Consider the following 20,098-nt stretch of genomic DNA (forward strand, 5'->3'; position numbering starts at 1 on the left):
CGGGCTCACGCGCTACTTTATAAATTTAGGCAATTTTTGTGGCAGTGCAAATTGCCCAAACGATTAATATTTCAAAAATTTCCGAAAAAGCAAAAATAGTGACTTTACTTGTACATTACGACACCTTTCTTGAAACGTTGTCTAGATCTCAAAATGTCACTTCATATGCACTTTACCGCCTACTATTTTAAGCGCGGGAACTCCCCGAATCATTGCACTCCTGGCAAACTGAGCATTACAGGAGGGACAAACCCCTTCTTCAATAGTGTAGTCTTCAACAATGCGTTCTTTGAAGCACTTCACCAGCGCGCCCTTTCCTCCTTTTCGATACTTAAAAAGTTGGAACTTACATTTAACGCAAAAAATCTGCACGGTTCTAATCGGTCCTTTTGCACTGGGTTTCGCCATGAATATTTATGTTCTCCATATTAAAAATTCATCTTTTGTTGAAGTGCGACAAATGGTAAATCTTAGTTATACTTCACAAAGGGTGATGTGCCCTATGGTAACCATAATTCTGCATTGAAGTATAAATACACAGGTAACTCACTATGCAGAGTAACTCTCGAAGGTAATATCAATGAAGATAATTGCAGCTCTGTTTTTTATTCTATCGGCACCACTTTATGCGGGTACCGCCGTAATTGTTAATGCTAGCAACAACTCAGGTATAGATATCGACACGGTAAAAAAAATATACCTTGGGAAAGTAAAAGCATTTCCAGATGGCAGCCGCGCAATCCCACTCACCTTTGAGCAAGGCAATGCTGCTAGAGACGCTTTTAACAACAATGTGCTAGGAAAATCAGAATCTCAATATTCTGCATTTTGGTCGAAGCTTGTATTTACCGGCCGTGGCACTCCACCGGAAATGATTGCATCGGAAGACGAAATGCTAAAGTTAGTTGCGACTAACCCGAACACAATTGGCTTCATTGACGAGAGCAAAGTCGACGGCCAAGTTAAAGTTGTTGGTACATTTTAATTTCATCATCTCAATAAGCGTATTTGGGGTTCAGTGCGACATGCTTGCTAATGTGGCGCACTGAGCCAAGCTGCTAGTCAGGATAACTGGCAAGATAGTTAATGTTTGCAAAAGCCATTATTACATCTTTTGCAAAGTCGACCCTAGGGTGTCGTAACGCGCCTTTTTTCCATACCAGATAGATTTCGTTTTCAGGCCCACTCTTTCCAAGTGAGACGAGTTCACCTTTAGCAATCGCTTCTTTGCAAAGGTAATCAGGTAATACTGAATAGCCTATCCCAGCTTTGATAATGCTGCTTATCGCGCGAATATCTGGACATATTGCTGCTACAGGTGACTCGCATGGTGCATTGAACACTTCTGAAAAATACCGGCGAATAAGCGGTAGTTGTTCGTCATAGCTCACCACTTTGTGCTGATTCAATAACGACGCCGTTATCTCTTTATCAGCAAGTAATTTACCTTGAACCCGGTTCATCACCAATATCAAACGCTCTTTATCTAACATCTGATATTCATACATAGCGTCTGTTGGCTCAGATGCGGTGATAGCAAGTTCAGCGATATCATCTTCCAACAATTGATAGGTGTTATTTTTATTTCCCGTATGAATAACCAAATTTACTTTGTCAGCTTGCAGTAAGTTTGCGAGCGCAGGGCCCGCAACAAAACTCAAATATTCCGCAGGCCCTGCTAAGTGTAAGGTGCCGTGATCCGTTGACGCTCGGCTTCGAATAGACGCAACTTTTTGTTCCAATATATCTATGTGGCTGGCTACTTGTAGCGCTAAATCATCAGCGATCGCCGTTGGCTCTACGCCTCTCGCTTTTCGCACAAACAATTCTTTACCGACAATATGTTCCATTGCCTGAATATGCGAGGTTACTGCTGGCTGAGACATATGGAGCCGCGCTGCGGCACGTGTGATGTTGCCGCTTCGATAAACTTCTACAAAGGTTTTTAGCTGTGTTAGGTAAGACATAATTCTCCACCCATCAGATTTTTGATGACTCATCATAATTTATCTGACTTCTGCTTTTAAACCAACAACTCTAAGATGCACGCACTTTCAAATGCGACAGGAAAAGCACATGAGAAAATCATCATCAATTCTATCACTTGCCATCATCGCTGGGTTATCACAGTCGGCGTATGCAGCCGACGCTCAGTCATCAAAAGCCAGTAAAGGCGAAGTGCTTGTTCTACTTTCAAGCGAGAATGTAATGCAGCTGGCAGAGGGCAAAACAGAGCCAACAGGTTACTACCTCAACGAGTTTGGAGTACCGGCTAAAGCATTGGTAGATGCGGGCTACAAGCTCGTATTAGCCACACCCAAAGGCAATGCGCCATCAGTAGATAAAAAGTCCGTGATTCCACATTACTTTGACGGCGGCGAATCACAAATGCGAGATATTCAAACGTTTGTTGCGTCGATAGATGGCATTAATGACACACTGTCGCTAAACGAAGTTATTGCTCAAGGGCTTGATGAGTTTGAGGGTGTATTTATCCCAGGTGGGCATGCGCCGCTTATCGATTTAGCCAACAACCCTCAGGTAGGCGAGATCTTGTCTCACTTTCATAGTGAAGGAAAGCCCACTGCTGCAATCTGTCATGGTCCAATCGCCTTACTTTCTGGGCAATCTAACCCAAAGGCATTTGAACTGGCATTGAAATCAGGTGAGCAAGCCACACCTGATAATTGGATTTATGATGGCTACAAAATGACAATCTTCTCTACCCCGGAAGAAGAGTATTTCGAAAGCACTTTGGATGATGCAACTTTACAGTACTATCCAGCAGATGCCATGGCGCAAGCGGGTGGAAGTATGGAATACAAAGAAATGTGGGCGCCAAATGTAGTAGTAGACCGTGAACTCATCACTGGCCAAAACCCATTTTCTGACGAACTGTTAGCTGAGAAGCTTTTACAACAGCTAAATTCACAAACTAATTAAAGACAGGCAACACAATGCTTAATTTTACATTTAAAAATCAAACCGAAATTTTATTCGGCAAAGGTCAACTAAGTGAAGTGTCTTCACGTTTGCCAAAACAAGCAAAAGTTCTCTTCCTATATGGCGGCGGCTCAATCAAAAAGAATGGTATTTACGATAAAGTAAATGCCGCACTCGAAGGCGCCGACATTATTGAATTTCAGGGCGTTGAACCAAACCCTGAGTTTGAAACATTGATGAAGGCGGTGAGTGTAGCTCGCGAAAACAATGTGAACTTCATTCTAGCTGTGGGCGGTGGAAGTGTTATTGACGGCGCGAAGTTTGTTGCTGCAGCCGTTAACTTTGAAGGCGATCCATGGGATATTTTAGTTAAAGGCGCCGCGTTTGAAAACCCGTTACCTATCGGCGCAGTGCTTACACTGCCAGCAACAGGCTCTGAGAGTAACGGCAACTCGGTAGTAAATAGAAAAGAAACGTCACAGAAGCGCGCGTTTTCATCGGAAACGGTACAGCCAGTATTTGCTGTGCTTGATCCTGAGTTCACCTATTCACTACCCCCTCGTCAGGTTTCTAATGGTGTGGTAGATGCATTCGTACATGTCATTGAGCAGTACTTGACTTACCCAGTAAATGCACCGCTTCAAGATCGCTTTGCAGAAGGTATTTTACAAACCTTAGTTCAAGAAGGCCCTAAAGCCTTAGCGACACCCGAAGATTATGATGTGCGCGCGAACGTTATGTGGTCAGCAACCATGGCGCTTAACGGACTAATCGGCAAAGGTGTTCCACAAGACTGGGGCACACACATGATTGGCCACGAACTCACCGCACTACATGGTTTAGACCACGCTGTAACCCTAGCTATCGTATTGCCATCACTAATGTTTGTGCAGCGCGACAAGAAGCAAGAAAAAATTCTACAGCTTGGCGAGCGTGTATTTGGTATTCAAGAAGATGACAAAGAAAAGGCCATCGATTTGACCATTAAAGCTGTACAAGACTTTTTCGAAACCATGCAGGTAAAAACCCGCCTATCAGACTATGACATACAAAAGTCTGCAATTGATGGGCTTATCGACAACTTAGAGCGCAACGGATTAACAGCGCTTGGTGAGCATGGCGATATCGACTTGGCAAAAGCGCGCGAAATTTTAACCCTCGCAGCATAAGCCTAGTTGCATATGACGCAACGCGCATATGCTTTTTCAACATTTAAGTGCCCAGCATAGACTGGGTACTTTTAATTCTTATCTTCATTGGAGAACAATATGACTGCACTATTTGAACAGTTTTCGTTAAAAGACGTAACGCTTCGCAATCGAATTGCCGTGCCTCCTATGTGCCAATATTCGGCAGAAGACGGCTTTACCAACCAGTGGCATGAAGCAAACTATCAGTCGTTCGCTCGTGGTGGCGCAGGGCTTGTAATTGTTGAAGCAACAGCGGTTTCTCCGGAAGGTCGCATTACGCCAAATTGCTTAGGCATTTGGAAAAACGAACACGTCAGTGGCCTTAAGAACATCGCAGAGCGCATTAAAAGCCAGGGCGCGGTTGCCGGAATTCAAATTGCTCACGCTGGGCGAAAAGCCAGCGCTAACCGCCCTTGGGAAGGCGACGACCACATTCAGCCAAGTGAAGAAAACGGTTGGCAGCCCATTGGCCCTTCTGCAAAAGCGTTCGGTGCGCACCTTCCGGTAACACCTACCGAAATGACCAAGGCCGACATTGAACGTGTTAAGGCTGACTTTGTTAAAGGGGCAGAACGTGCGCTTGAAGCTGGGTATGAGTGGCTTGAACTTCACTTTGCTCACGGTTACCTAGCCCAAAGCTTTTTTTCGAAACACGCGAACAAGCGTACAGATGAATACGGCGGTGATGCACAAGGTCGTGGACGCTTCTTGCTTGAAACACTAAGCGCTGTACGTGAAGTCTGGCCAGAAAACCTGCCGCTAACCGTGCGCTTTGGCGTTATTGAATACGACGGTGAAGACGAGCAAACGCTAAGCGAATCTATCGAACTAATTAAACAGTTTAAAGAAATTGGTGCTGATTTTGTAAGTGTTAGCGTGGGCTTCAATACCCCTGAGGCCAATATTCCGTGGGGCCCAGCTTTCCTAGCACCTGTTGCAAAACGCGTACGAGACGAAGCTGATATCCCTGTTGCAACGGCTTGGGGTGTAGACACACCAGAACTTGCTAACGAGACTATCGAAAACCAACAGCTTGATGTTGTTATGGTAGGCAGAATGCACCTTACTAACCCGCATTGGACGTACTATGCGGCAAAACAGTTAGGCGTTGAGAAACCATCTTGGGTAATGCCTGCGCCTTACGCTCATTGGCTGGAGCGTTACGCGCCGTCTGACGAGAGATAGCCTTTAATTCAGACAGTAAAACAATAGCGTTTTACTGTCTGTCTTTAACTCTATACATTCTTCAATCAAACTTAAGGCGCAATACATAGACTTATATACGCTTGCTTTTTATAAGGTTAAGTTTAAAGTTGATATTCACTTACTTCAAAAACTTAGCGAATGAAAGCTGGCAAAATAGTTTCCCCATCTATAGACACTAATGATCTGATAACAATTAGAAGGCATCGCGTTGCTCAAATAAGCACAGTGACATGCCTTGGGTTGTTTGTCTCATTATTTGCAGCTAGAGATATCACCTTCGATATAATGCTTGTAGCGTTAGCAGCAATGTTCACTGCGGCAATACTTGCTTACAAACATTTTGTTGTCGCCAGCAGTTATCTACTTTTAGTCACATTGTCATCTATGCTATTTGCCCTATCCGCAACAGGTGCAGGCACTTTCGATATCGCTATGCTTGGCTATCCAGCCATTATTATTTTTGCGGCTCTACTCGGCGGCATTGGGCTATTCGGCACAGTGTTATCTCTCGTATTAGTTCAATGTATTACCCTTACATGGCTTGTTATGAAAGGCGTTATTACGCCCAACACGCCCACGTTAACCTGGTCTCATTTGACTTTTATTATGATCATTTTCGTGATCACAGGGTTCTGTGTATTTATCCTTGTGCAAGATATTCGTCGGCTCATGGCATCACTGCAACTTGAATACACTAAGGTTAAGAAAAATAGAGAACATATTCAGTATTTAGCACACCATGATCCACTGACAAACTTACCGAATAGACTTTTGGGAGAGCGCTTATTTAAAGAGAAACTAGCTCAAAGCGAAGGTAATGGACTGCAATTAGCGTTGGCTTTTATCGACTTAGATAATTTTAAACCTGTAAATGACGCGCTGGGCCACTCTGCTGGAGATCGTTTTTTACAGCATATTTCTCAGTCAATAAATGAGAAACTTTCTAACGATGAATGTCTAATTCGATTCGGAGGTGACGAGTTTATTGTACTTGCCGCAAACATCACTGACCGCAAGCACATAGAAACCTTGTGTGAGCGTCTAATTAAATGGTGCTCTTCTGAGTTTGAAGTATTTCAAACTAACATAGTAGTTTCAGCGTCAATTGGCGTAGCAATAGCACCGTATGACGGGGCCAAGTTCAAACAGCTATGTAGAAAAGCAGATGTGGCCATGTATGAAGCAAAACGAAATGGTAGAAACCGCTTTGAATTTTATGATGTAAAGTTTGACGAAGAAAGCGACGAAAAGTTTTCGCTGATTCAGCGGCTACGACCTGCTGTATTAGCCAACCAATTTGAAGTGTATTATCAGCCCCTGATTGATTTGAAATCTGGTCAGATATGCTCTATTGAAGCATTGGTGCGCTGGCCTCAAAATGATGGGTCACTAGTGTTTCCCGATAAGTTTATTCCATTGGCAGAAAGTAGCGGACTCATTAACCCATTAGGTGAATGGGTACTAACTCAGGCTTGTCTTTTCTGCGCTAAACTTCATCGCAATGGCTACAGTGAAATATCAGTTGCCGTTAACTTATCATTCGCGCAGTTTAAAGACGGAACTCTGCCCAGTATTTTAAAGCGCGCTCTAGATTTGACACAACTTAATCCCAGATTTTTAGAACTTGAGCTTACCGAATCAATTCTCGCTGACGAAAATGGAAACATTCCTGAGCAACTTGAACAAATGAAAGGACTCGGTGTTCAATTTGCCATCGATGACTTTGGCACTGGTTACTCCAATTTAAATTTCCTTCGTAAATTCAATGCGCATAAGCTTAAAATAGACCGAATTTTTATTAACACATTAGGTCTTGACGAAAACGATGTTCCCTTGGTTTCAGCAATCATCAATATTGCAGAAAGTTTGGGAATGGTGACTGTAGCAGAAGGCATTGAACATGAATCTGCGCTCAGAAAGCTAAAAGAAATGGGATGTGATATTGGACAAGGATTCTATTGGAGTAAACCTGTTCCAGAAAAACAGATTGAAGCACTTATCGCATCGCAATCTTACGCTTAATAAGGCTTTGACACATCTTGCTTCAATCACTACTCCTAGCGCTGTAGCGCCTTACGTTAAACATAAAAAACGCTTTAAACACCCTCTAATTAGGATAATTTATTGTTTAGAACCCGTGATAAGTCACAAATTCTTCGTTATCAGCGCGAGTTGAACGAACATCGTTTGCTGGAAAATCAGGGTCTGGGTAGCCTAGTGCGATACAAATCATAATGGCCTCATCATCGGGGATATTAGCGTATTTATGTACTATGTCTGACTGCATTATACCCTGCCCATTTATTACGCAACCAAGCCCTAAATCCCACGCTGCGAGAACAATACCGTAGGCTAACGACCCCAAGCCGAACTGTGTTATGCCCGCGGGCTCTAATGCCTTATCGTACGTCAGCACCAAAGAAACCGGTGCATCAAACTGACGGAAACCGCGCATCATCCAATCCATACGCTTTTCTTTGTCTTCACGGGCTATGCCCATTACATCGAATAATTGTATAGCCACATCAATTTGACGCTGACGATGAATACCTTCGTAGTCCTCTTTGTAGGGAAAGTCTCGAACGTAGGGTTTCCCTTCTAGTGTATTTTTGGTGTTTCCTTCGCGAATTTTATCGAGCACCTCACCGGTTACAGCGTGTATTTTCCATGTTTGCGTATTATATGAAGACGGTGCCCATTTGGCCGCATTAATTATTTTATCTACCGTTTCTTGGGTAACTGGTTGCTTTGTAAACCCGCGAACACTTTTTCTAGATGCTGCAAACTCTGCAAAATTCATGAACTTCCCTAAGACGCTGAATAGCTATCGATATGTAAAAATAGAGTAAACAGGAGAAGTAATTGCTTCAATAGCCTTATTTACAAATTCAGATTGTTTGTTTTTATAGTTATATATAGAAGTTAGTAAACCCTTTCATAAAGCGCGCCGTAGCAAAAACAAATCATGAGTCAGGCACACATGATGTTTATGGAAGTTTGGCTTTTAAAAGAAGCATGTGAAAGGAGTTTTAAAATGACTAAGAAACCACAATTAACGACGTCGGCAGGCGCGCCCGTTGTAAGCAATGAAACCACTAAAACCGCTGGAGAGCGTGGCCCCGCACTCTTACAAGATTATCAGCTCATTGAAAAGTTAGCCCACCAGAATCGTGAACGAATTCCAGAGCGCGTGGTACACGCCAAAGGCTGGGGAGCACAAGGCACGTTTACGGTCACTCATGACATCACCGATTATACTTGCGCCGATTTATTTTCAGAAGTTGGAAAGCAAACTGAAGTGCTTAGCCGCTGGTCAACAGTAGCGGGCGAGTCTGGCGCAGCTGATACCGAACGTGATGTACGCGGCTTTAGCCTGAAGTTTTACACTCAGCAAGGCAACTGGGACATGGTAGGTAACAACACCCCTATCTTCTTCATTCGCGACGGATACAAATTCCCTGATTTTATCCGCACGCAAAAACGTCACCCGAAAACAAATCTACGCTCGCCGGAAGCTATGTTCGACTTTTGGGCCGCCCAGCCAGAAAGCGTTCACCAAGTCACTATTTTAATGTCTGATCGCGGCATTCCAGTGTCGCCAATGCATATGAATGGCTATGGCAGCCACACCTTTAGCATGTGGAATAAGGAAGGCAAGCGTCATTGGGTGAAGTTCCATTTCAAAACTCAACAAGGCATTAAAAACTACACCAATGAAACGTCTGAAAAGATCATTGGAAGCACTCGAGAAAAGTATCAAGAAGAGCTGTATAACGCCATTGAAGAAGGCAATTTCCCAAAATGGACAATGTATATTCAAGCCATGCCTGAAGAAGAGGCAGGCCAACAAAGCTATAACCCTTTTGACCTAACCAAGGTTTGGCCGCACGACGATTATCCGCTGATAGAAGTCGGCGAGTTAGAAATGAACAAAAATCCAGAAAACTATTTTCAAATGATTGAAAACGCGGCATTCAGCCCGTCGAATGTTGTTCCAGGCATTGGCTTTAGCCCCGACAAAATGCTTCAAGCGCGTATCTTTTCCTATGCCGACGCTCACCGCTACCGCTTGGGCACGCACTATGAAGCACTACCTGCGAATGCGCCAAAAAATAGCAAAGTAAACCACTATCATAAAGACGGCGCTATGCGCTTCTTTACCAATGATTTCGGTAACCCAGATGCTTATTATGAGCCAAATCAATATGAAGGCCCAGTTGCTGACTTTTCAGTGAAAGAGCCGCCGCTTCGCATCGACGGAGATGCCGACAGATATCATCAAGATGAAGTTGATGTCGATTACGTTCAGCCACGCAAGCTGTACGAAATGTTTTCTGATGAGCAAAAAGAACGGCTATACAAAAATTATGCTGCAGCTATGGGCCCATGCTCTGACAGTGTTAAAGAGCGCTGGTACGCCGTGTTGGAAAAGGTTCATCCAGACTATGCAGCAGGTGTAAAAAATGCAGTAGACAGCTTGGACACTGATGTAAATACGGTACCTATTACCGAAAATACACCTATTGAAGACAATTAAACCTGCTTCTAGTGAATTAAACTCTATTTCCAAGTTGGTATCCTTAGCGGGTATCAACTTGGTTCACAGCCGGGCAATGGAAACAAACCTTTATTGGCTCAATCAAATCTCATTAATCCAACAATAGACTTTTGTTAGCAAATCAACACCATTCAACTTTAGAACAAATCTTATCTCGCAAGTTTGCGAGATTGCGTTTTGTGGCTTACGTTTAATTCATATAATTGTTTTTAGCGCTGTGTATGTCGTTATTTAAAAAGTCAAAAATTGAACAAAACACCCCTCGTTTAGCCCCATGGAAAATAGCCATTATCGATGATGAAGAAGGCGTTCACGAGGTTACCAAATTAACTCTACGCAAGTTTAGCTTTGAAAAGCGTGGCGTAGAGTTTTTATCAGCTCATAGTGGAGAAGAAGGATTAGCGCTTTTGAAAGCTAATCCGGATATCGCGCTTGCGTTTGTTGATGTAGTAATGGAAACCGACGATGCCGGCTTAAAGCTAGTAGATGCTATTCGCAACGACCTTAAAAATCACGTCACTCGATTAATATTGCGAACAGGCCAGCCAGGGCAAGCTCCTGAAGAGGATGTTATCAGACGTTATGACATCAATGACTATAAAGCCAAAACAGAACTTTCCTCACTAAAGTTAAAATCATGCGTTTATACGGCGATTCGCTCTTATCGCGATATACAAACGATCGAAAAAGGCAAACGAGGTATGGAGGATGTACTGAAATCATCATCCTCTGTTTTAGCAAGTCAGTCACTAGCGCAATTTGGTACCGCTGTACTGAAACAAACGCTTACCCTTCTCAATTTAAACAACTCAGTGCTTTACCTCTCGACACAACACACCGATTTATATGGTGACACCAGTATGACAGTTTTGGGTGCAAGCGGAGACCTTATTGGACTGTGTGAGCCGGGTATTTCCACCCGTATTCCCGAATCGATTGAAGAAGAAGTTAAAAGCGTTCTGGCCAATAAAGCACACTTCCAAAGTGATAACGTGTTTATCGGTTATTACCCCACTGGTGAAGACAGCCATAATATTTTGTACATTAAACTCGACCAGCCTTTAGATGATATGCAACGAAAGACATTAGAAATGTTTGCATCTAACGTGGCGGTAATTTTCCAAAATCTCACACAAAAAGAAGATATACAAAAAACGCAGAAAGAACTGATTATGGTACTGAGCGATGCCATTGAAATGCGCAGTAAAGAAACCGGGGGGCACGTAAGACGCGTTATTTTAATGACAGAGTTTCTCGCTGAAAAGCTGCACATGAGCAAAGAGTTTATTGAAACTATCCGCTACTCTGCAGCCCTTCATGATGTGGGCAAAATCAGCATACCCGAAACCATACTGCATAAACCGGGGAAACTCGACCCCGATGAGTGGGAAATTATGAAAACCCACGCTCAAAAAGGTTATGAGCTACTTGCAGATTCTGACCGGATTGTTGCCAAGATGGGCGCAATTATTGCCAAAACGCACCACGAACGTTGGGACGGTAAAGGCTACCCTGATGGGCTGGCTGGCGACAATATACCAGTGGAAGGGCGCATTATGGCGATTGTTGACGTTGTCGACGCCCTTCTATCCAAACGTTGCTACAAACCTGCATGGAGCGTTGATGAGGTTAAAGCTTATCTTAAAGAGAATGCAGGTAAACAATTCGACCCGCTAATTACCCATGTAATGCTAGAGCACTTCGACAGAATATTAGAAATCCGTGCAACAGAACCGGACGAAGATGAATGAAAGAAAACTTAGAGTTAATTTTACTGCGCGTTAGCCAAAGACCAGACATTGATAAAGGCGAACTGGATGTTGCTTCAAGACTTATTATCAACTCAGTGTGCGAAGGCTTGGAAATTACTCGGGCAGGCATTTGGTTATATGACGAAAACCAAACACTAGTGCAATGCACACTACTTATAGACAAAGGAAACGACCTCGATAACGAAAGCTTAGTGCTAACTCGAAGAGATTTTCCCCATTATTTTGAAGCGCTCGACTCAGGTAGAACGATTGCCGCCCACGATGCGATAACCGATGTTGCAACTTTTGAGTTTGCTGAAGTGTATTTAACGCCTCTAGGTATAAGCTCTATGCTGGATGTGCCTATTCGCCACCGCGGAAAGATGATTGGGATAATATGTTGTGAGCACCAGGGCAAGGCTCGACAATGGCTTGACGATGAAATGGTTTTTGCTGCATCGCTCGCCGACCTCTACGGGCGTGCAATAAGTGCCAATGAACGTGCAGACTACGAGCAACAACTTCTCGAAGCCAACCGAACCCTCGAACAAAAAGTGAAAGACCGCACTAAGGAGTTAGAGGCAGCTCAAGAGAAACTTGTCGAGTCAGAGAAAATGGCAGCCTTGGGCAACCTGGTAGCGGGTATTGCTCACGAAGTTAATACGCCGCTCGGCATTGCACTTACCTCGGTAAGTAACTGCAAAGAAGAGCTCAAAGATATTTATCGAGATTTCGAGAATGGCGAGTTAACAGAAGAAGGTTTTAAAGACTTTGAGGCGATATGCTCTGAGGGTTTATCACTAGCGGAAACCAGTTTAATGCGGGCCGCAAACTTAGTACAAGATTTCAAGCGAACCTCTGCGGACCAGACCTCATTAGAAATTGAAGAAATCACGCTAGATGAATATATTCCTAGGGTTTGTAATCCATTGAAGCCTATGCTTCGCAAAGAGCAAATTGAGCTCAGCATCGATGTTCCCTCTGATTTAGTTATCACTACATGTCCGGGCATTATAGCTCAGCTATTAACGAATTTAATATCGAACGCTCAGCGACACGCCTTTGGCCCATCAGTAGATAATGAAGTGAATAAAGTTTCTGTAAGCTGCGGCAAAAGTGAAAAAGGTATTGTAATAAGCGTTCAAGACAACGGAAAAGGCATTCCTGCAGAACTTCACAAAAAAGTGTTTGAGCCTTTTTATACAACGGCCCGCGATAAAGGTGGCACGGGTTTAGGCCTAAATATTTTATATAATCTTGTTCGCCAGAAATTTAACGGAGAGATTGATTTGGTATCGTCGCCTGGTGAAGGAACCACGATTACGGTTTGTATCCCCGTCGAAAGCTAAAGCCGCTCTCCCTGTTTAAACCATTTATCTTCCCAAGATAAATTTAAAAGCGCGCCATGGTTTAAATGTCGCGCTTACGACGGTTCAAAAGCCTCACACAAGGCAAGCTAAGGATAAAATCATAATAAGGGCATGTCGTAATGCAACTTTCACAATGGCGTAGTTCAGGCCAATTCCTAAGCGTTAATAATCAGCAAATTTTCCACAAAACTCAAGGTAAAGGGCCTGTACTTTTGTTGATTCATGGATACCCCACTGCGAGTTTCGATTGGGTTAAGTTATGGCCTGCGCTAACTTCCCACTTTCGTTGTGTCACTCTTGATATGTTAGGATTCGGGTTTAGCTGTAAAGCGCCTAAGAAATATGAAATTAAGGAACAAGCGGCTGTTATTAACGAGCTAATGCAACACTTAAACATCGCAAGTGCCCACGTTTTATCTCACGATTACGGCGACACAGTTGCACAGGAGTTAATGGCCCGTCAGTTAGAAGGTAACCTCGCGTTTCGTATGGAATCGCTCCATTTGCTAAATGGCGGCCTTTTCCCTGAAACCCACCAAGCGTTGCTTATTCAGAAGCTATTGCTTTCCCCTATTGGCGTACTACTTATTCGTTTCTTAAACAAAAATGCAATTCGAAAAAGTATGCATAACATTTTTGGTCCCAATACGCCGCCTTCGGATCAAGACATTAATGATTCTTGGGCGCTTATTAGTGAAAACAATGGTCACAAATACATGCACTTACTTTTGGATTATATGAAACAGCGTAAGCAATACCGAGAGCGCTGGGTAAGTGCACTTCAAAATGCTGACGTTCCGGTTCGACTAACAGCTGGCATGGCAGACCCCATTTCTGGTGCGCACATGGTGGAAAGGTATAAGGAACTTATACCCAATGCAGATACAGTAGAACTTGCTCATATAGGGCATTACCCGCAGATCGAAAGTGCTGAATTGGTTTTAGAGTCTGTTCTAGAACTTATTGAGAATTAGATATGCGGGTGTCGCTTCAATAAGAGAAGTTGGTCGGTGTGAGAGGATTTGAACCTCCGACCCCTGACACCCCATGACAGTGCGCTACCAGGCTGCGCTACACACCGACCGAAAGAGCGGATAAGTCTACTCAAATTTGTTCACAATGCAACGGAATTTAGCAATAAGCCTGTTTAAGCGCTCAATTGCTAACCATCTTTGCAAATTTCTGCACCAAAACACCTAGTTGCCGTTTTTTTGATATCAGGCCAAAGTGACGTAGCACACTGCGGTTACCACTAAGGCCACCAGCATGTTAAGCATTATTCCTTCTCTGGCCATGGTTTTAATATCGAACTTTTCCGTTGAGTACGCAATGGCGTTAGGCGCTGTTGCTACTGGCAGCATAAAAGCGCAACTTGCGCTAATTGCCGCGGGGATCATCAACAACTTAGGATCTACGCCCACAGCCATACCCGCGGCCGCTAGAATTGGCATTAGTAGTGTAGATGTTGCCGTGTTTGAAGTAATTTCAGTAAGAAAGGTTACAAACAAGCAAATGCCCAGTACAAGTAGTAATACTGGTAAGGTTGCAAGCCCTGTTAACCATGAGCCCATTAATACGCTTAAGCCCGATGACATAAACGCTTTGGCAATACAAATACCGCCGGCAAACAATAACAACATACCCCACGGAATATCATTCGCGGTTTTCCAATCTAGCAGCTTATCGCGGTTGCCTTTTGCGTCTACTTCACCGTTATCATTGCCGCTATTGGTGAAAAACATGGCGGCAACACCCGCAACGGCTATAGTGCTATCACTGATAGTAGTTACCCCTATCCATGCAGTCCAAAAAGGTCTGAATATCCATGCCATTGCTACCGTACCGAAAATGGCAAGTACACGCTTTTCGGCCTTTGTCCATGCGCTAGGTACAGGCAAATCTATGTGGCCCACTTCTTTAATACCGCGCGCTAACCACAAGGCCATGATAGGCACACCTAGTATTACGATTGGTACACCTGTTTTCATCCAGTCGATAAAGCTGTATTCAATACCTTGGGTCTCTTCATACACGCTCATAAAGATAATGTTAGGTGGCGTCCCAATCGGTGTCCCTACCCCACCTAAGCTTGCCGAATAAGCAATACCAAGTATTAGCGCCACGCCAAATCGCGGGTTGTCTACTGCATTGATAATAGCGATAGCCATTGGCAACATCATTAACACCGTGGCGGTGTTACTAATCCACATACTGAGTACTGCGGTTGTTAACATGAAGCCCAGTACCAGCTTAAGCGGGCTGCCGCTGCCCGTTACACGTAGCATGTAAATGGCGAAACGCTTGTGTAAGTTAGCGCGCTCCAACCCTTTTGAAAGCATGAAAGCAGCCATTAATAGAATGATAACGTGGCTTCCGAGAGCAGAGGCAGCTTCGCTGTGAGACAACACACCAAATAACGGGAATAACGCGAATGGCAGAAGCGAAGTAGCGGGAATAGGAAGCGCTTCGGTTACCCAAAGTACTGCTACAAAAAGGGTAATCGCAGCGGTAAATATAATTTCGCTGGGCTGATTTACAACCCACAAGCCCATACCGCTTAGAACAGAGGCGATAAACGCGAAAAGAATAATACTGTTCTTGCGTGTTGGCTGTCGTTGTTGAGTATCTGAAGAAGGTTCAGGGTTTGTGTGCATTGCGCTTCCCGTTACTAATCGCTTTATTATAAGTGCTAGGGCCTTAGCTACTGGCCCTTTTTATTGCTCTTATAGTTTCTATCAGTAATTAGCGGGAAACGCACGAGGCTTTTCCAAAAAAGTGGTATTTAAGTTGATTTACTTACTTTCGTCGTCAGACGAGATTCGGCTGGCTACTGCGCCTGCTTGGCCTTTGTATTTAGCATCAACTCTGGCGTTGTAAGGTTTTTCAGCTGGCGCCGATAACACCTCAAAGCTTAATGCGCCTATTTTCATTTTAGGGCGAAGCGCTAGCGGTAACTTACCACTGTTGTAAAACTCAAGAACGATGTTGCCCGACCAGCCTGGATCTATTCGATGCGCGGTCACGTGCACCATCAAGCCCAAACGCGCAAGCGAAGAACGCCCGTCTAACCAACCTACGATGTTGTCAGGCAAGGTTACTGACTCGTGGGTAATAGCAAGCGCCAGTTCCCCGGGGTGTAGAAAGAAGGCTTTACCCTCTTCTAGTTCAATTTCATCGCTCATTACGTGGTCCAGCGCTTCTTGAACCTGTGCTTTCGGCCCACTTAAATCGATATACGGCGCTTGGTGATCTTCAAACACGCGAAATTTATTACCTAGGCGGATATCTACCGTTACACCACTTATTTGATCGTAGCTGGGTGTAGGGTCAATTTTAATTTTTCCATCTTGCAGATGTTGGTAGATATCGCGGTCGCACAAGCGCATGGTGTATTCCTCATTTCGTTAGGCCGCTATTATGCGTATGTCGCTGCATGCATTCAACTGCTCAAAGGCTTGTTTTATCTGCTTTTGCGCAATTTTCGTATAGTTTTATCAAATTTTAAATTTAAGCAATCGAACCTGACTATAATTCACCTTTACTACACCTGTCTGAATTTACCTATCCGTCGGGCATTCCTGATATTTGTTACCTAGATATTTCAAGCTAGTTACTCTTTACCAACAATGCCAATAGGGTTGCCTTTGATGTGTTTAACGGCCCCTTTGCGTGGCGTAACAGTAAGGGCCAATTGCATAGACAGCGCGCGAGCAGCCTCACGATAGCTTTCACTTAATGCACTCTCGGGCGAGGTAATTAACAAAGGCGTGCCGGCATCGCCATGTTCGCGAATATGAATATCAAGAGGTAGCTGACCTAAAAGCGGCAGTCCGTGACGTTCGGCAAGTGCCTCGCCCCCATCTTTTGAAAACACATAGTCTTTGGTGCCACAGGCTCTACACTGGTAGTAACTCATGTTTTCAATAAGTCCTAATACAGGTACGTTAACTTTTTCAAACATGCTTATGCCTTTTTGAGCGTCGGCTAGCGCTAAGTCCTGCGGCGTTGTAACGACTACTGAAGCGGTTAGTGGAACTTGTTGCGCCATTGTCAGTTGGATATCGCCGGTACCCGGTGGCATATCTACAATTAAGTAGTCCAGCACGGGCCATAGGGTTTCATCTAATAATTGCTTTAATGCCCTGCTTGCCATGGGTCCGCGCCATACGGCGGCGTCTTCTTGAGGCACTAGGTAACCAATGGAGTTCGCCACTATTCCATGTGACATAAGGGGCTGCATGTGCTTATTATCTTCGCTTTCAGGATGTGCATCGGGATTACCTAACATAATGGGAATTGATGGCCCATAAATATCGGCATCTAAAATCCCAACTTTCGCGCCTTCCTGCATAAGTGCAAACGCTAAATTGATACTGGTTGTCGACTTACCTACCCCGCCCTTGCCAGAAGCCACAGCTATGATGTTTTTAATGTTGGTGACCGGCGCTACTTCTGTTTCTCCACTTGCTACGTTTTGTTTAAACGTAAGTTGGTCATCGTCAAGCTTCCCTTTAAGTTGGTTAAGCACTTCTTGTTTAAGCCGGTCTAGCTGTGTAGCAATACAGAACGGCAAGGTAACTGTTACACCGGCATCTTCATTTTCTGGCTGGCTAAAAGCACACCATGGCAAGGTATCTTCAACATCTAACGAAAAATACTTGGCCAAAATTACAGCAACTTTTTGAGTTGCCGGCTCTGCTTTGCGAGAAAAGAACATAAAATGCCTTACTAATAGTAGAATTGTGTGAATTACGTAATGCAAAAAACGCGGTTTTCCGCTAGTATTTGCAGCCATTTTGAAACGCAAAGAATCAATAACGTCATTATGTCAGAAAAACGCCGAATTCTGGTAACCAGTGCGTTGCCATACGCAAATGGCTCTATTCACTTAGGTCATTTGCTAGAACACATTCAAACCGACATCTGGACTCGTTTTCAGCGCCTTCGCGGAAACGAATGTTACAGTGTTTGCGCCGACGATGCACACGGTACGCCGGTTATGCTTAAAGCCCAAGAGCTTGGCATTACACCAGAAGAAATGGTGGCAAGAACGCGTGCTGAACATCACCAAGACCTTGTTGATTTTCACGTAGATTACGACAACTACTATGTAACCCATTCGCCAGAAAACAAGGCGCTGTGTGAAGAAATTTACACCCGTTTAGATAATGCGGGCTACATCAGTAAACGCACTATTAATCAACTGTTCGACCCTGAAAAAGAAATGTTCTTACCGGATCGTTTCGTTAAGGGTACCTGCCCTAGCTGTGGCGCAGAAGATCAAAACGGCGACAGCTGTGACGTATGTGGTGCAACGTATAGCCCAACAGAAGTAAAGAACCCGCGCAGCGTTGTATCGGGTGCTACACCAGTACTACGCGAGTCTGAGCACTTCTTCTTTGACCTGCCAAAATTTGAAGGCATGTTAAAAGAGTGGATCCGCTCAGGTGCTCTGCAGGAAGAAATAGCTAACAAGCTGCAAGAATGGTTTACCGAAGGTCTTCAACAGTGGGACATTAGCCGTGACGCGCCTTACTTCGGCTTTGAAATTCCAGGTGCGCCGAACAAGTTCTTCTACGTGTGGGTAGATGCACCTGTTGGCTACATGGCTAGTTTCAAAAACTTCTGCGACCAAAACAATCTAGAGTTTGATGACTTCTGGAAAGCAGACTCAGAAGCTGAGCTTTATCACTTTATTGGTAAAGATATTACTTACTTCCACTGCCTTTTCTGGCCTGCCATGCTAGAAGGCGCGGGATACCGTAAGCCCACTGGCGTAAATATTCACGGTTTCGTAACGGTGAACGGCGCGAAAATGTCAAAGTCGCGCGGTACCTTTATTAAAGGCCGTACTTACCTTGACCACCTGAACCCAGAATATCTGCGTTACTACTTTGCGTCTAAGTTAGGCGACGGTGTTACCGACATCGACCTTAACTTTACTGACTTCGCACAAAAAGTGAATTCAGACCTGGTAGGTAAAGTGGTTAACATTGCAAGCCGCTGTGCAAGCTTTATCACTAAGCGTTTTGACGGCAAATTATCTGACAACGTGATTGAGCCAGAGCTTATTGCTGAGTTCCAAAGCGCGTCAGAGAGCATTGCTGCACTTTTCGAGAAGCGTAAGTACCACCAAGCCGTGCGCGAAATCATGGCTCTTGCTGATAAAGCGAACCAGTTCATTGATAACAATGCACCTTGGGTAACCATTAAAGACGAGACTAAGCAGCAGTTCACACACGATGTATGCTCGCTAGGTATCAACATGTTCCGTCTGTTAGTGATTTACTTGAAGCCTGTGCTTCCTGTACTTGCAGAAAAAGCAGAAGAATTCTTAAACGATAAGTTCGACTGGAATTCGCTGCAAACCCTATTGAAAGGCCACGCCATCAACAAATTTAAGCCAATGATGCAGCGTGTAGAAATGGAGAAAATCGACGCCATGGTTGAAGATTCAAAAGAAAGCCTAGCGCCAGCAGCACCAGCTATCGACCCAGACAGCCCGCTTGCTAAAGATCCTATCAGTGACACTATCTCGTTTGACGAGTTCGCCAAGGTAGATTTACGTATTGCACGTATCGCTAACGCCGAGCACGTAGAAAAAGCTGACAAGCTTCTACGCTTAGAGCTGGATTTAGGCGGCGAAACAAAGCAAGTTTTTGCAGGTATTAAGTCGGCCTACTCTCCCGAAGCGCTTATTGGTAAGCACACGGTGATGGTGGCGAACCTCGCCCCTCGTAAAATGCGTTTTGGCATGAGTGAAGGCATGGTATTAGCCGCTGGCCCTGGCGGCGACGAGCTATACATTCTTGAGCCGCACGAAGGTGCAAAACCGGGTATGCGCGTTAAGTAAGCTTTAAAGCTAACATATGAAAGTAAGGTGACATTCAGCGCTAGAAAGCGACGGGATGTCACTTTTTTATTGGGCGGTTATTTAAACTCTTCAATTTTTAATACCCAATCCCGGCACAAGCACACAGCCGTATAAGCTCAGTAATCTTCCCCATCAGCTAGCTCCAACATTACTCACATGCTCTGCAACTTAATCCGCTATTTGCTATTGCCCTCTTGCCCTCTTGC

16 protein-coding genes and 1 tRNA gene are annotated in these 20,098 nt (G+C 44.3%); 10 read left to right on the top strand and 7 right to left on the bottom strand.

Features of this window, described 5'->3' with window-relative positions; genetic code table 11:
- Positions 1-156 precede the first annotated feature (156 nt).
- Positions 157-408, bottom strand: coding sequence for a hypothetical protein (locus RJ41_RS19295; RefSeq protein ID WP_039216602.1), 252 nt, complete (start codon positions 406-408; stop codon positions 157-159).
- A gap of 172 nt (positions 409-580) precedes the next feature.
- On the opposite strand from RJ41_RS19295, the gene RJ41_RS02470 reads away from it, so the two are divergent.
- On the top strand, positions 581-985 hold the full coding sequence (locus RJ41_RS02470) for a type 2 periplasmic-binding domain-containing protein (RefSeq protein WP_039216605.1): 405 nt from the start codon (positions 581-583) through the stop codon (positions 983-985).
- 73 nt (positions 986-1,058) lie between these two features.
- Here the strand turns inward: RJ41_RS02470 and RJ41_RS02475 are convergent, their stop codons facing one another.
- Entirely contained in the window at positions 1,059-1,967 is a 909-nt protein-coding gene (locus tag RJ41_RS02475) for a LysR family transcriptional regulator (protein ID WP_039216606.1), read from the bottom strand.
- A 109-nt stretch (positions 1,968-2,076) separates the two neighbouring features.
- Here RJ41_RS02475 and RJ41_RS02480 point away from each other — a divergent pair, with 109 nt between their 5' ends.
- The 4 genes from RJ41_RS02480 to RJ41_RS02495 all read left to right on the top strand — a co-directional run bounded on the left by RJ41_RS02480 (position 2,077) and on the right by RJ41_RS02495 (position 7,361).
- Positions 2,077-2,943, top strand: a complete 867-nt coding sequence (locus RJ41_RS02480) for a type 1 glutamine amidotransferase domain-containing protein (protein WP_039216608.1) — start codon at positions 2,077-2,079, stop codon at positions 2,941-2,943.
- 14 nt (positions 2,944-2,957) lie between these two features.
- Positions 2,958-4,112 carry an iron-containing alcohol dehydrogenase gene (locus tag RJ41_RS02485; RefSeq protein WP_039216609.1) on the top strand — a complete coding sequence of 385 codons (1,155 nt, stop codon included), beginning with the start codon at positions 2,958-2,960 and terminating at the stop codon, positions 4,110-4,112.
- A gap of 99 nt (positions 4,113-4,211) precedes the next feature.
- Positions 4,212-5,318, top strand: a complete 1,107-nt coding sequence (locus RJ41_RS02490) for an NADH:flavin oxidoreductase/NADH oxidase (RefSeq protein WP_039216613.1) — start codon at positions 4,212-4,214, stop codon at positions 5,316-5,318.
- A 246-nt stretch (positions 5,319-5,564) separates the two neighbouring features.
- Entirely contained in the window at positions 5,565-7,361 is a 1,797-nt protein-coding gene (locus RJ41_RS02495; protein ID WP_240485711.1) for a putative bifunctional diguanylate cyclase/phosphodiesterase, read from the top strand.
- Positions 7,362-7,467: 106 nt separating this feature from the next.
- Here the strand turns inward: RJ41_RS02495 and RJ41_RS02500 are convergent, their stop codons facing one another.
- On the bottom strand, positions 7,468-8,139 hold the full coding sequence (locus RJ41_RS02500; RefSeq protein WP_039216617.1) for a nitroreductase: 672 nt from the start codon (positions 8,137-8,139) through the stop codon (positions 7,468-7,470).
- Between the two features lie 234 nt (positions 8,140-8,373).
- Between RJ41_RS02500 and RJ41_RS02505 the strand changes: the two genes are divergently transcribed.
- From RJ41_RS02505 to RJ41_RS02520, 4 genes are all read left to right on the top strand, one after another.
- Positions 8,374-9,876 (top strand): catalase, encoded by a 1,503-nt coding sequence (locus RJ41_RS02505; protein ID WP_039216659.1) that lies wholly within the window; start codon positions 8,374-8,376, stop codon positions 9,874-9,876.
- Positions 9,877-10,118: 242 nt separating this feature from the next.
- Entirely contained in the window at positions 10,119-11,648 is a 1,530-nt protein-coding gene (locus tag RJ41_RS02510) for a DUF3369 domain-containing protein (RefSeq protein ID WP_039216619.1), read from the top strand.
- On the top strand, positions 11,645-12,997 hold the full coding sequence (locus RJ41_RS02515) for a sensor histidine kinase (protein WP_039216620.1): 1,353 nt from the start codon (positions 11,645-11,647) through the stop codon (positions 12,995-12,997). The genes RJ41_RS02510 and RJ41_RS02515 overlap by 4 nt, the downstream gene beginning before the upstream one ends.
- 140 nt (positions 12,998-13,137) lie before the next feature.
- Positions 13,138-13,992: an alpha/beta fold hydrolase gene (locus tag RJ41_RS02520; RefSeq protein ID WP_039216622.1), complete on the top strand. Its 855-nt coding sequence runs from the start codon at positions 13,138-13,140 to the stop codon at positions 13,990-13,992.
- A gap of 30 nt (positions 13,993-14,022) precedes the next feature.
- On the opposite strand, the gene RJ41_RS02525 is transcribed toward RJ41_RS02520, so the two are convergent.
- From RJ41_RS02525 to apbC, 4 genes are all read right to left on the bottom strand, one after another.
- Positions 14,023-14,099 (bottom strand) — tRNA-Pro (locus RJ41_RS02525).
- Positions 14,100-14,235: 136 nt separating this feature from the next.
- Positions 14,236-15,672: an SLC13 family permease gene (locus tag RJ41_RS02530; protein WP_039216624.1), complete on the bottom strand. Its 1,437-nt coding sequence runs from the start codon at positions 15,670-15,672 to the stop codon at positions 14,236-14,238.
- A gap of 138 nt (positions 15,673-15,810) precedes the next feature.
- Positions 15,811-16,404, bottom strand: coding sequence for a dCTP deaminase (dcd, locus tag RJ41_RS02535; RefSeq protein ID WP_014979644.1), 594 nt, complete (start codon positions 16,402-16,404; stop codon positions 15,811-15,813).
- A 224-nt stretch (positions 16,405-16,628) separates the two neighbouring features.
- On the bottom strand, positions 16,629-17,735 hold the full coding sequence (gene apbC, locus RJ41_RS02540; protein ID WP_039216627.1) for an iron-sulfur cluster carrier protein ApbC: 1,107 nt from the start codon (positions 17,733-17,735) through the stop codon (positions 16,629-16,631).
- Positions 17,736-17,843: 108 nt separating this feature from the next.
- Between apbC and metG the strand changes: the two genes are divergently transcribed.
- Positions 17,844-19,871, top strand: coding sequence for a methionine--tRNA ligase (gene metG, locus RJ41_RS02545; RefSeq protein ID WP_039216629.1), 2,028 nt, complete (start codon positions 17,844-17,846; stop codon positions 19,869-19,871).
- Positions 19,872-20,098: the final 227 nt, after the last annotated feature.

The organism is Alteromonas marina (genome assembly GCF_000808575.1).
GTDB lineage: Bacteria > Pseudomonadota > Gammaproteobacteria > Enterobacterales > Alteromonadaceae > Alteromonas > Alteromonas marina_A.

Excerpts from the sequence above, each read along its gene's own strand:
- RJ41_RS19295 (WP_039216602.1), bottom strand. The coding sequence starts at position 408 with ATGGCGAAACCCAGTGCAAAAGGACCGATTAGAACCGTGCAGATTTTT.
- RJ41_RS02470 (WP_039216605.1), top strand. The coding sequence starts at position 581 with ATGAAGATAATTGCAGCTCTGTTTTTTATTCTATCGGCACCACTTTAT.
- RJ41_RS02475 (WP_039216606.1), bottom strand. The coding sequence starts at position 1,967 with ATGTCTTACCTAACACAGCTAAAAACCTTTGTAGAAGTTTATCGAAGC.
- RJ41_RS02480 (WP_039216608.1), top strand. The coding sequence starts at position 2,077 with ATGAGAAAATCATCATCAATTCTATCACTTGCCATCATCGCTGGGTTA.
- RJ41_RS02485 (WP_039216609.1), top strand. The coding sequence starts at position 2,958 with ATGCTTAATTTTACATTTAAAAATCAAACCGAAATTTTATTCGGCAAA.
- RJ41_RS02490 (WP_039216613.1), top strand. The coding sequence starts at position 4,212 with ATGACTGCACTATTTGAACAGTTTTCGTTAAAAGACGTAACGCTTCGC.
- RJ41_RS02500 (WP_039216617.1), bottom strand. The coding sequence starts at position 8,139 with ATGAATTTTGCAGAGTTTGCAGCATCTAGAAAAAGTGTTCGCGGGTTT.
- RJ41_RS02505 (WP_039216659.1), top strand. The coding sequence starts at position 8,374 with ATGACTAAGAAACCACAATTAACGACGTCGGCAGGCGCGCCCGTTGTA.
- RJ41_RS02510 (WP_039216619.1), top strand. The coding sequence starts at position 10,119 with ATGTCGTTATTTAAAAAGTCAAAAATTGAACAAAACACCCCTCGTTTA.
- RJ41_RS02515 (WP_039216620.1), top strand. The coding sequence starts at position 11,645 with ATGAAAGAAAACTTAGAGTTAATTTTACTGCGCGTTAGCCAAAGACCA.
- RJ41_RS02520 (WP_039216622.1), top strand. The coding sequence starts at position 13,138 with ATGCAACTTTCACAATGGCGTAGTTCAGGCCAATTCCTAAGCGTTAAT.
- RJ41_RS02530 (WP_039216624.1), bottom strand. The coding sequence starts at position 15,672 with ATGCACACAAACCCTGAACCTTCTTCAGATACTCAACAACGACAGCCA.
- dcd (WP_014979644.1), bottom strand. The coding sequence starts at position 16,404 with ATGCGCTTGTGCGACCGCGATATCTACCAACATCTGCAAGATGGAAAA.
- apbC (WP_039216627.1), bottom strand. The coding sequence starts at position 17,735 with ATGTTCTTTTCTCGCAAAGCAGAGCCGGCAACTCAAAAAGTTGCTGTA.
- metG (WP_039216629.1), top strand. The coding sequence starts at position 17,844 with ATGTCAGAAAAACGCCGAATTCTGGTAACCAGTGCGTTGCCATACGCA.